The sequence below is a fragment of the Streptomyces sp. NPDC006544 genome (genome assembly GCF_040611715.1).
Classification (GTDB): Bacteria; Actinomycetota; Actinomycetes; order Streptomycetales; family Streptomycetaceae; genus Streptomyces.
Genome location: NZ_JBEXOV010000159.1, coordinates 1 through 11,098 on the forward strand (window position 1 = coordinate 1; position 11,098 = coordinate 11,098).

At 68.7% G+C, this 11,098-nt stretch carries 11 protein-coding genes; 7 read left to right on the forward strand and 4 right to left on the reverse strand.

Annotated features, from left to right (window positions below; genetic code table 11):
- The 4 genes from ABZY44_RS36015 to ABZY44_RS36030 form a co-directional block, all read right to left on the reverse strand.
- On the reverse strand, positions 1–462 hold a 462-nt coding region (locus ABZY44_RS36015), incomplete at its 3' end, for a helix-turn-helix domain-containing protein (protein ID WP_356661474.1).
- 859 nt (positions 463–1,321) lie between these two features.
- Positions 1,322–2,779, reverse strand: coding sequence for a catalase (locus ABZY44_RS36020; RefSeq protein ID WP_356661494.1), 1,458 nt, complete (start codon positions 2,777–2,779; stop codon positions 1,322–1,324).
- A gap of 238 nt (positions 2,780–3,017) precedes the next feature.
- Positions 3,018–3,908: a 2-hydroxy-3-oxopropionate reductase gene (locus ABZY44_RS36025; protein WP_356661476.1), complete on the reverse strand. Its 891-nt coding sequence runs from the start codon at positions 3,906–3,908 to the stop codon at positions 3,018–3,020.
- A gap of 74 nt (positions 3,909–3,982) precedes the next feature.
- Positions 3,983–4,816 (reverse strand): TIM barrel protein, encoded by an 834-nt coding sequence (locus tag ABZY44_RS36030; protein ID WP_356661478.1) that lies wholly within the window; start codon positions 4,814–4,816, stop codon positions 3,983–3,985.
- 192 nt (positions 4,817–5,008) lie between these two features.
- Between ABZY44_RS36030 and ABZY44_RS36035 the strand changes: the two genes are divergently transcribed.
- The 7 genes from ABZY44_RS36035 to ABZY44_RS36065 all read left to right on the forward strand — a co-directional run bounded on the left by ABZY44_RS36035 (position 5,009) and on the right by ABZY44_RS36065 (position 11,045).
- On the forward strand, positions 5,009–5,260 hold the full coding sequence (locus ABZY44_RS36035; protein ID WP_356661480.1) for a hypothetical protein: 252 nt from the start codon (positions 5,009–5,011) through the stop codon (positions 5,258–5,260).
- Positions 5,257–5,655: a helix-turn-helix domain-containing protein gene (locus tag ABZY44_RS36040; protein WP_356661482.1), complete on the forward strand. Its 399-nt coding sequence runs from the start codon at positions 5,257–5,259 to the stop codon at positions 5,653–5,655. Before ABZY44_RS36035 ends, ABZY44_RS36040 begins: the two co-directional genes overlap by 4 nt.
- A gap of 152 nt (positions 5,656–5,807) precedes the next feature.
- Positions 5,808–6,323: a 2-oxo-4-hydroxy-4-carboxy-5-ureidoimidazoline decarboxylase gene (gene uraD, locus ABZY44_RS36045; protein WP_356661484.1), complete on the forward strand. Its 516-nt coding sequence runs from the start codon at positions 5,808–5,810 to the stop codon at positions 6,321–6,323.
- A 7-nt stretch (positions 6,324–6,330) separates the two neighbouring features.
- The gene (gene uraH / locus ABZY44_RS36050; protein ID WP_356661486.1) at positions 6,331–6,735 is read left to right on the forward strand and encodes a hydroxyisourate hydrolase; all 405 of its coding nucleotides are present in this window, start codon (positions 6,331–6,333) and stop codon (positions 6,733–6,735) included.
- Position 6,736: 1 nt separating this feature from the next.
- Entirely contained in the window at positions 6,737–7,660 is a 924-nt protein-coding gene (gene pucL, locus ABZY44_RS36055) for a factor-independent urate hydroxylase (RefSeq protein ID WP_356661488.1), read from the forward strand.
- Between the two features lie 198 nt (positions 7,661–7,858).
- Positions 7,859–9,262 carry an 8-oxoguanine deaminase gene (locus ABZY44_RS36060; RefSeq protein ID WP_356661490.1) on the forward strand — a complete coding sequence of 468 codons (1,404 nt, stop codon included), beginning with the start codon at positions 7,859–7,861 and terminating at the stop codon, positions 9,260–9,262.
- A gap of 391 nt (positions 9,263–9,653) precedes the next feature.
- Positions 9,654–11,045, forward strand: a complete 1,392-nt coding sequence (locus tag ABZY44_RS36065) for a nucleobase:cation symporter-2 family protein (protein ID WP_356661492.1) — start codon at positions 9,654–9,656, stop codon at positions 11,043–11,045.
- Positions 11,046–11,098 lie beyond the last annotated feature (53 nt).

The following is an 11,098-nucleotide window of genomic DNA, read 5'->3' on the forward strand; positions in this document are numbered from 1 at the left end:
CAGCGCGGTGTTCTGGCCGATCTTCCCCGGCTTGGGGCGGGGCCGGCGGGCATCGGCGCGGGCCTGGGCCGCGTGCGGCCGGTACTGGCCATTGAACGGGTGCCGGTTGCGGCGTATCTCGCGGCTGACCGTGGACGGGCTGCGGCCCAGCTCGGCCGCGATCGTCCGGATGGTGGCCTTCTCGCGCAACCGGTCGGCGATGTGGATCCGGTCCGCCTCCCGCAGGAAGCGCGAAGGACCGGACGAGGGCGCTACCGCTGTGAGCGGTAGCGCCCTTCCGGTCCTGCCGGACGGGGCGCGGCCGTTACGCCACCGCTTCCCCGCCCTGAGGTTGATACCGACGATCCGGCACGCTTCCCGACTGCTCACGCCTTGCTGCATGAGCTGAAGGTAGGCACGCCGTTCCTCGGTCAACGAACGGCGTCCCCGGTTGACCGAACGGTCCCGGATCTCAAAGTCCATCGCACTCCCCGAATCGGGGTGTTGCGACGATCACTAGAACTCAAGGAGGAACGGGGGCCGTTCTGCGTCCCCCGCCGGCCCCCAGGCCCCGCCGGCCCCCAAGGCCCCGCCGCTCCGCCCGCTGCGCCGAGGAGAACGACACGTGCGCCGCCGACGGCATCGCCCGGTACTGGCAGAGCGGGCCGTCCGTGTCGGTCCGTACCGAACGGTCCGAGCACATGACGGCGTCGAGCAGCAGTACGCCCGGCCGGCCGAGCCAGACCTTCCTGCTCGACCTTCCTGCTCGACCTTCCTGCTCGACCTTCCTGATGGCACGGGTCGGCGGGCTCGAGCGGCGCAAGCCGGCCTGAGGCCGGCCCCCGCGGGCCGTTTCCGTCTCCGTCCGCCGATGCCGATGCCGATGCCGCAGCCGACGATGACGAGGCTCCCGCGCCCGGACATGACAAAGAGCCGAGTCACGGGACCGTCCGTGACTCGGCTCTTCGAGCAGGTGGAGCTGTTACCGCCCGACGGTACGAGGCTGGCGCGACAGGACGTTCGCACCGCCGGGCGGAGTCTGTGGCGGCGTCGGGCGGAACCCGACGGCCGGGGGAGGCTGCCCTCTATATAGGGGGACTCTGCGCGCGGTCCCTCCGTACGAGGAGTGGCTGGGACCGTGGCGGGCGGCGACGAGAACCTCTGCTTCGTCTCCCTCAGGTCAAGAGACGGGCTTCGGAACCCATTACCACCGCACTGGCTCGCACGCTCGCCACGGTCCTCGTCCTGCCCCCACCGCGTACCACCCCTCATCCGGGTCCGCGGTGCGGGCTCAGCACCCGGAGCCTGACCTCCCGTCAGGCTCCCGGTACAGCTGGGCGGCTCAGGCGTCGCGCAGGGCGCGGACGGCCTCCTCGACGCGCTTGCCGTAGTCGGCGTCCGCGGCGTGGAAGTGAGCCAGGTTCTTCTCGATGACGGCTTCGATGGTGACCTGGGACAGGCCGCCGGCGATGTTCGCCACCAGACGCTGCTTGGCGTCCTCCGACATCAGGCGGTAGAGCTCACCGGCCTGGAAGAAGTCGTCGTCCTTGGTGTGGGCCGGGGCCTCGTGGGTGCCCGTGTAGCCGGATACGGCCTTCGGAGCGCCCAGCGCCAGGCCGGTCTCGGCCGGGCCCTGGTACGAGTTGGGCTCGTAGTTCTTGTCGTGGCGCGACCCGTTGCGCAGCGCCATGACGCCGTCGCGGCCGTAGTTGTCGGCCTTCGTCGCCTTCGGGGCGTTGACCGGCAGCAGGGTGTGGTTCACGCCGAGGCGGTAGCGCTGGGCGTCGGCGTACGCGAACAGACGGCCCTGGAGCATCTTGTCCGGCGAGGCGGTGATGCCCGGGACGAAGTTGTTCGGCGAGAACGCGGACTGCTCGACTTCGGCGAAGACGTTGTCGGGGTTCTTGTCGAGGACCAGACGGCCCACGCGCTGCAGCGGGTAGTCGCTGTGCGGCCACACCTTGGTGACGTCGAACGGGTTGAAGCGGTAGTCCGCGGCCTCGGCGGCCGGCATGATCTGGACGTAGAGGGTCCAGCTCGGGTGCACACCGCGCTCGATCGCCTGCAGCAGGTCGGTCTGGTGCGAGTTGCCGTCCGTGCCGACCAGCTCGGCCGCCTGGTCGCTGGAGAGGCTGCGGATGCCCTGGTTCGTCTTGAAGTGGTACTTGACGAAGAAGGCCTCACCCTGGGCGTTGGTCCACTGGTACGTGTGGGAGCCGTAGCCGTTCATGTGGCGGTAGGACGCGGGGATGCCGCGGTCACCCATCAGCCAGGTGATCTGGTGCGTCGCCTCGGGGGCGTGCGCCCAGAAGTCCCAGACGTTGTCCGGCTCCTGCTTGCCCGTGAAGGGGTCGCGCTTCTGGGAGTGGATGAAGTCGGGGAACTTGATCGGGTCCTTGATGAAGAACACCGGGGTGTTGTTGCCGACGAGGTCGTAGTTGCCCTCTTCGGTGTAGAACTTCAGCGCGAAGCCGCGCGGGTCGCGGACCGCGTCCGCGCCACCCAGCGAGTCGGCCACGGTGGAGAACCGCAGGAAGGTCTCGGTCTTCTTGCCGACCGTGTTCAGGAACGCGGCGCTGGTGTACGCGGTGACGTCGTCGGTCACCTCGAAGTGGCCGTAGGCGGCGCTGCCGCGGGCGTGCACCACGCGCTCCGGGATGCGCTCGCGGTTGAAGCGTGCGAGCTTCTCCAGGAGCTGCTGGTCCTGGACCAGGATCGGGCCACCGACGCCGGCGGTAGCGGAGTTCTGGTTGTCGGCGACCGGGGCGCCAGACTCGGTCGTCAGCGTGCGCTTCGACATGGTGACCTTCCGTACGGGGAACTGCTGGCGGAATCCGTCTTCCGTCATACGGAACAGCCTAAATTCGGCATGAACTCGACGTCAACAGTTTGTTGAAAAGAAAGAGGAAAGAGTGAAGAGGTGATCCGGACGGTGCCGGCACTTGGGCGCGACAGGACAGGTGTCAGCACCGGCACCATCCGGAAACTCGGGGCCCCCGAAAGGGGGTGGAGCCGCGGCCCGCGAGCGGGCCGCGGGATCAGATCTGGGCGCCGGAGAGGCGCTCGACCGCGCGCAGCAGCGCGGAGTGGTCCAGGCCGCCGTCACCCTGGGCGCGCAGTGAGGCGACCAGTTGGGCGACGACCGCGCCGACCGGGAGGGCCGCACCGACGTTGCGGGCGGCGTCGGTGACGATGCCCATGTCCTTGTGGTGCAGGTCGATCCGGAAACCGGGCTTGAAGTCGCGGTTCAGGAAGTTGTCCTTCTTGCGGGTCAGGACCGTGGAGCCGGCCAGACCGCCGCCCAGGACGTCCAGTGCGGCGGTGAGGTCCACGCCCGACTTCTCGAGGAAGACGACGGCCTCGGCGCACGCCTGGATGTTCACCGCGACGATGAGCTGGTTGGCGGCCTTCACCGTCTGGCCGGAGCCGTGCGGACCGCACAGGACGATGGTCTTGCCGAGGGCCTCGAGGACCGGCAGGGCCTCGTCGAAGTCGGCCTGCTCGCCACCCACCATGATCGACAGTACGGCCTCGATGGCGCCGGCCTCGCCGCCGGACACCGGGGCGTCGAGGACGCGGATGCCCTTGGCGGCGGCGTTCTTCGCCAGGTCGACCGAGGTCTGCGGGGTGATCGACGACATGTCGATGATCAGCGCGCCGGACCTGGCGTTCTCGAGGATGCCGTTCTCGCCGTAGGAGATGGCCTCGACCTGCGGGGACGCGGGCACCATCGTGATGATGACGTCGGCGTCCGCGACGGCTTCGGCGATCGAACCGGCGGAGGTGCCGCCGGCCGCGGCCAGGCGGTCCAGCTTGTCCTGCTCCAGCGTGAAGCCGGTGACCGGGTAGCCGGCCTTCAGGAGGTTCTCGGCCATGGGGGAGCCCATGATGCCGAGACCGATCCACGCGATGTTGGGGAGGTTGCTCATGATGAGGGTCCTTCTCTTAATGCTTTGTACGAAAAGTTCGTGTGGTGCCTGGCTGTTCGCCCGGACTTTTCCGCCTACTTCGCGGCGCGGGCCTCGGCCGGCAGGAATGCGAAGGACGCGGCGGCGTCCGCGGCCTTGTACTCGAGGCCGACGTAACCGTCGTAACCAGCCTTCTGGAGCTGGTCGAGCAGCTCTTCGAGGGGCAGGTCGCCGGTGCCGGGGGCACCTCGCCCCGGCTTGTCCGCGATCTGGACGTGCCCGGTCTTGGCGGCGTACTTTTCGATGACCTCGGAGAGGTCCTCATCGTTCATCGCCAGGTGGTACAGGTCGAGCAGGAACTTGGCGTTGCCGAGGCCGGTGGCCTCGTTCACCTTGTCCACCACCTCGATGCCGGCCGGGGCGCTCACCAGCGGGTAGAGCGGCGACTCGGGCTTGTTGAGGGTCTCGATCAGGAGGATCGCGCCGACCCGGTCCGCGGCCCGGGCCGCCACGACCAGGTTCTTGAGCGCGAGCTCGTCCTGGACGGCCGGGTCCACGCCTTCGACGCGGTTGCCGTAGAGGGCGTTCAGCGCCTTGCAGCCCACCGAGGCGGCGAAGTCCGCCGCCACGTCGATGTTGGTGTTGAAGCGGTCCGACTCCTCACCGGGAACCGACACCGCACCGCGGTCCGGCCCCGGCAGCCGGCCGGCGTAGAAGTTCAGTCCCACCAGCTGGGTGCCGGCGTCCTCAAGAGCCTTCTTGAGGGCGTCGAGCTCCGCCTGTGCGGGGGTGGGGGTCTCGATCCAGGGCCACCACAGCTCGACCGCCGTGAAGCCCGCTGCGGCGGCGGCCGCGGGACGCTCCAGGAGCGGGAGTTCCGTGAAGAGGATCGAAAGATTCACATCGAAGCGCTGGTCCGTGTATCCCATGAGGGGTGTGCGCTCCTTCCGTATTGCGGAAGTTAGTTTCTGCCTGATGGAAGACTGCAAGCCCGGTGTCGTACTTGTCAAGTACCGGCTCCCGGAAAGTCCCGCCCGCCCGTCGCCCGGCCGCCACCCGCCCGCCGCCCCCCGAGGGGGTGCTATCGCGCCATCCCTCCCCTTCCGGGTAGCTTGAGCCGCGTGCGATTGAGAGTGGAATTCACGACCGAGCCCTTCGATCTGGAAGAGGCACCCGCCCATGCCGTGGCCGCTCGCGAGGTCATCCAGAAGGCCCGACTGGACGCGGTGGACGTCGGCCCGTTCGGCAACACCGCCGAAGGGGAGTCCGAAGACGTGCTGACCGCGGTCACCGCGCTGCTGCGCGACTCCCTGGCGGCCGGAGCGACGCGCGTCTCGCTCCAGGTCAACGTCATCCGGGAGGACACCCCATGACCGAGCCTCGCGACCACCCCTTCGTCGCCGCCGTCAAGCCGCTGGTCGACGCGATGGGCGGCGAGCTGATGGATCCGGCCCTGGCCCAGCCCGACGACGTGGTGCTCACCTGGGAGGGCCAGGCCCTGCTGGCCGTACGGCTTCCGCAGCTCTCGGACTCGCTGGACCACATCCTGGCCGCGCTGGAGCGCCGGCACGGCGTACCGTTGTCCGAGCTCGACCGGAAGTCCAAGCAGGACGTCGTACGGATACTCGAGGCGCGCGGCGCCTTTTCCGTACGGCACGGCGTGGAGACGGTCGCGGGAGCCCTGGGCGTCAGCCGCTTCACGGTCTACAACTACCTGAACCGGGACTCGGGCACCTCCAAAGGGGCCGGCAAATCCAACCAAGCGTGAAGCCTTCCTGACCCACGGTCACGAGCCGCCGCCCAATTCACCCGGGCGGCGGCTTTTGTGTACGGGAAGTTTCAACAAAGTGTTGACGCGGTGTGGCCGAGGGCGTTAGCTATGCGCAGCCCGTCAAAGCAACAAGGCCACGGAGGCCTACCGTGACTTCGAGTCCGACCCCGGGTCTCACCCGGTTGAACACCCTGGACGACAGCGAGGCCACGGCCGAGCTGCACGAGGTGTGCGCCAGTTCGGCGTGGGTGGGCAAGCTGCTCGCCCAGCGGCCCTTCAGCAGTGCCGACACCCTGTTCCGCGCGAACGAGGCGGCCATGGCCGAGCTCACCGCCGAGGACCTGGCCGAGGCGATGGGAGGCCACGCGCCGATCGGCCGGCCGAAGCCGGGAGACCCGACCTCCGCCCGCGAGCAGCGTGGCATGGCCGGTGCCTCGGAGGCGCTCAAGACCGAGCTCCTCGAACTGAACCTGGCCTACCAGGACAAGTTCGGGCACGTCTTCCTCATCTGCGCCACCGGTGCGACCGGCGAGTTCATGAGGGACGCGGTCAAGGTCCGGATCGGGAACTCGCCGGAGCGGGAGCGCGAAATCGCCCGCGGCGAGCTCGTCAAGATCAACCGGATCCGCCTGACCCGTCTCGTGGAATCCGCAGAAGGGGAGTAGACCGAACATGAGCACCGAGACCACCGCGTCGGTGTCCACGCACATCCTGGACACCAGCATCGGGAAGCCCGCCGAAGGAGTCGCGATCTCGCTGTCCGCCCGCACGGGCCTCGACGGCGCGTGGACGGCCCTGGGCGGCTCCGCCACCGATGCGGACGGGCGCTGCAAGGACCTGCCGGCGCTGCCGGAGGGCACCACCCACGTACGTCTGGACTTCGAGACCGAGACGTACTTCTTTAGTAAGCACAGTTCCGAGAAGCAAGCCGAGGCGCAGCAGGACGCCCCCCGCGTAAGGGACAGCGGTGCGTTTTTCCCGGAAGTGACCATCACCTTCTCGGTCACTCCCGGCGAGCATTACCACGTACCGCTGCTGCTCAACCCGTTCGGCTACTCCGTTTACCGAGGGAGCTAGCATGGCCACGATTCTGGGCCAGAACCAGTACGGCAAGGCAGAGAACCGCGTCGTCAAGATCACGCGGGACGGCGACACCCACCACATCAAGGACCTGAACGTCTCGGTCGCCCTCTCGGGGGACATGGACGACGTGCACTACTCCGGCTCGAACGCGAACGTCCTTCCGACGGACACCACCAAGAACACGGTGTACGCGTTCGCCAAGGAGCACGGCATCGAGTCCGCCGAGCAGTTCGGCATCCACCTCGCGCGCTGGTTCGTCACCAGCCAGGAGCCGATCCAGAAGGCGCGCATCCGGATCGAGGAGTACTCCTGGTCCCGGATCGCCACGTCCGACGCGAACTCCAAGTTCATCGGCTCCGACGAGGTGAACCACTCCTTCGTCCGTGAGGGCCAGGAGACCCGGGTCACCCAGATCACGTACGACGGCAAGAACTGGGAGGTCATCTCCGGCCTCAAGGACCTGGTCGTCATGAACTCCACGAACTCCGAGTTCTGGGGCTACGTGAAGGACAAGTACACGACCCTGAAGGAGGCCTACGACCGCATCCTGGCGACCCAGGTTTCGGCTCGCTGGCGCTTCAACTGGTCGGACGACGAGCAGCGGATGCCCAACTGGGAGAAGTCCTACGCGGAGACCCGCAAGCACATGCTCCAGGCCTTCGCGGAGACCTACTCCCTCTCGCTGCAGCAGACCCTGTACCAGATGGGTTCGCGCATCATCAACCACCGTTCGGAGATCGACGAGGTCCGCTTCTCGCTCCCGAACAAGCACCACTTCCTCGTCGACCTCGAGCCCTTCGGCCTCAAGAACGACAACGAGGTCTACTTCGCCGCGGACCGTCCGTACGGTCTGATCGAGGCGACGGTCCTGCGCGACGGCGTCGACGCCTGCATCCCCGTGGACATGACCAACCTGTGAGGCGGCCCGCGCGTCCCGGGGCTCCGCAGTGGCCCCGGGACCGCGCGAAGCCTTCAGCACGCCCCACTTCCTGAATCGGCACCCGGACGCACCGAACGGGGCGGCAGTACTGTCAGCTGTCAAGGCCCCCGGCTCCGGCACTCAAATCCCCTGGGTCTTGCCGTGCCCGCACCGCCACTGAAAGCACGAGGAAGTCCCATGGCAGCATCGGCAGCCCATGACAGCGCCGTAGAGCGCATCGTCATCGAAAACTGTGCGATTGCAACCGTTGATGCGAACGACACCGAGTACGCCTCGGGCTACGTGGTCGTCGCAGGCAACAAGATCGAGTCGATCGGTGCGGGCAAGGCACCCGAGAACCTCGGCAATGTGGTCCGCCGCATCGACGGCACGGGTCACCTCGTCACCCCTGGTCTGGTCAACACCCACCACCACTTCTACCAGTGGATCACCCGCGGTCTGGCCACCGACCACAACCTCTTCAACTGGCTCGTCGCGCTGTACCCGACCTGGGCGCGCATCGACGAGCAGATGACGTACACGGCCGCGCAGGGCTCCCTCGGCGCCATGGCCAAGGGCGGCGTCACCACCGCCATGGACCACCACTACGTGTACCCCAAGGGCTCCGGAGACCTCTCCGGTTCGATCATCCGCGCCGCGTCCGAGATGGGCGTCCGCTTCACCCTCGCCCGCGGTTCCATGGACCGCAGCGAGAAGGACGGCGGCCTGCCGCCGGACCACGCCGTCGAGACCCTCGAAGGCGCGCTCGCCGACACCGAGGCGACCGTGAAGAAGTACCACGACGCCTCCTTCGACGCGATGACCCAGGTCGCCGTCGCCCCGTGCTCCCCCTTCTCGGTCTCCACCGAGCTGCTGAAGCAGGGCGCCGAGCTGGCCCGCCGCCTGGGTGTGCGCATGCACACGCACGGCTCGGAGACCGTCGAGGAAGAGCAGTTCTGCAAGGAACTGTTCGGCATGGGTCCGACCGACTACTTCGAGTCGACCGGCTGGCTCGGTGAGGACGTGTGGATGGCGCACAGCGTCCACATGAACGACTCCGACATCGCCGCGTTCGCCCGTACCAAGACCGGCGTCGCGCACTGCCCGTCCTCCAACGCCCGTCTGGCCGCCGGCATCGCCCGCGTCCCGGACATGCTCGCCGCCGGCGTCCCGGTCGGCCTCGGCGTGGACGGCACCGCCTCCAACGAGTCCGGTGAGCTGCACACCGAGCTGCGCAACGCGCTGCTGATCAACCGCCTGAACCCGGTCCACCGCGAGCGCGCCCTCAACGCGCGCCAGGCCCTGCGCCTGGGCACGTACGGCGGCGCCCAGGTCCTCGGCCGCGCCGACAACATCGGTTCGCTCGAGGCCGGCAAGTGCGCCGACCTCGTGATGTGGAACCTGAGCACGTTCCTGCACTCCTCGATCGCCGACCCGGTCACCGCGCTGGTCTTCGGTGCGGCGGCCCCGGTGACGGCCTCGTTCGTCAACGGCAAGCAGATCGTGGAGAACAACCGACTTCTCTTCGCCGACGAGGACGCGATCGCCGTGTCCACCCGGCAAGAGGCCCAGCGCCTGGCGCGCTTGACCGCGCAGGCCTGATCCCACGGAGTCCGGCCGGGGGGGACGGCCCCCGGCCGGCGGCCGCGGACCCGAGCGGGGTCCGCGGCAGCCGTTCCCGGGTAGCGCCCGAGGTTCTCACCGAAGGCGCCCCCGGGGGCGGTGACTCGTGCAACGTGCTCCGCGGCGCGTGCGACGCGCCCCCGCCACGGCACCTCCAGCTCTCTCGTACCACCGGCCTTCCGGCGGCCGCGGCACCCACGGCCGGCGGTCCGGCGCCGGCGCCCGCCCCCACTCCCCGGGACGCCGCACTCCCCGGGACGCCGCACCCGGCGCCACCCACAACTCCACAAAGGCTCGACTAGCACCGCTTTCGCACCACCTCCAAGACACCCACGTCCCTGCCGACGTGTTTAACCGACCGGAGGAAGCCGTGGCCATAGCGCCCAGGTTTCGCAAAGATGCAGTCGCAGTACCGGAGGAGAAGCACCCGGTCGACGAGACCCTGCCTCCGCTGAAAATGTTCACGAGCGGCCTCCAGCACGTGGCCGCCATGTACGCGGGCGTGGTGGCCCCGCCCATGATCGTCGGCCCCGCCGTCGGCCTCTCCGCCACCGAGACCGCCTTCCTGATGGGCGCCTCGCTCTTCACCGCCGGGCTCGCCACCCTCCTCCAGACCCTCGGATTCTGGAAGATCGGCGCCAAACTCCCCTTCGTGAACGGCGTCTCGTTCGCCGGCGTCACCCCGATGATCGCCATCGGCAAGGGGGAGGGGGGCGACGCCGTCCCCGTCATCTTCGGCGCGATCGTCGTCGCCGGGGTCCTGGGCTTCTTCGCCGCCCCGTACTTCGGCAAACTCGTCAGGTTCTTCCCGCCGGTGGTCACCGGTACGGTCATCACCCTCATCGGGGTCTCGCTGCTCCCGGTGGCCTTCAACTGGTCCCAGGGCGGCAACCGCACCGCCACCGACTACGGCTCGATGCGGAACATCGGCATGGCGGCCGTCACCCTCGCGATCGTCCTGCTGATGCGCAAGTTCCTGCGCGGATTCCTCCAGCAGATCTCCATCCTGCTGGGCCTGGTCGCCGGTACGCTCGTCGCCCTCCCGCTGGGCATGACCAGCTTCGACGCCGTCAAGAACGCGGACGTGGTCGGCTTCCCGACCCCGTTCCACTTCGGCGCCCCGCAGTTCCAGGTCGCCGCGATCATCTCGATGTGCATCGTGATGCTGGTGTGCATGACGGAGTCCACCGCCGACATCCTGGCCCTGGGCAAGATCGTCGGCCGTCCGGCGGACGCGAGGACCATCGAGGGCGGCCTGCGCGCGGACGCGCTCGGCAGCGCGGTCAGCCCGCTGTTCAACGGCTTCATGTGCAGTGCCTTCGCGCAGAACATCGGCCTGGTCGCCATGACCAGGGTGCGCAGCCGGTTCGTGGTCGCGGCCGGCGGCGGCATCCTGATCCTGCTCGGCCTGTGTCCGATGGCCGCATCCGTCATCGGGGTGGTCCCGCTGCCGGTCCTCGGCGGTGCGGGCGTGGTCCTCTTCGGCTCGGTGGCCGCCAGCGGTATCCAGACGCTGGCCGGCGCGGCCATGGAGAAGGGCGAGAACGCCCTGATCGTCGCCGCGGCGCTGGGCATCGGCCTGATCCCGATCGCGGCCCCCGGCTTCTACCACGCCTTCCCGAAGGACCTGCTGGTCGTGCTCGACTCGGGCATCAGCACCGGCTGCGTCGTGGCCATCGCGCTGAACCTGGCCTTCAACCACCTCGGCGCCAAGAAGGGCTCGGCGCGGGCCGCCCGCCCGGATCCGGTGGCGGTGCACTGACCGGGCCCCGCCCGGCCGGAGCGCGGAGCGGCGCGGAGCGGCGGTGCGGACGT

Coding starts and splice junctions, on each gene's coding strand:
- ABZY44_RS36025 (WP_356661476.1), bottom strand. CDS start 3,908: ATGAGCAACCTCCCCAACATCGCGTGGATCGGTCTCGGCATCATGGGC.
- ABZY44_RS36020 (WP_356661494.1), bottom strand. CDS start 2,779: ATGTCGAAGCGCACGCTGACGACCGAGTCTGGCGCCCCGGTCGCCGAC.
- ABZY44_RS36030 (WP_356661478.1), bottom strand. CDS start 4,816: ATGGGATACACGGACCAGCGCTTCGATGTGAATCTTTCGATCCTCTTC.
- ABZY44_RS36060 (WP_356661490.1), top strand. CDS start 7,859: ATGGCAGCATCGGCAGCCCATGACAGCGCCGTAGAGCGCATCGTCATC.
- ABZY44_RS36040 (WP_356661482.1), top strand. CDS start 5,257: ATGACCGAGCCTCGCGACCACCCCTTCGTCGCCGCCGTCAAGCCGCTG.
- pucL (WP_356661488.1), top strand. CDS start 6,737: ATGGCCACGATTCTGGGCCAGAACCAGTACGGCAAGGCAGAGAACCGC.
- uraH (WP_356661486.1), top strand. CDS start 6,331: ATGAGCACCGAGACCACCGCGTCGGTGTCCACGCACATCCTGGACACC.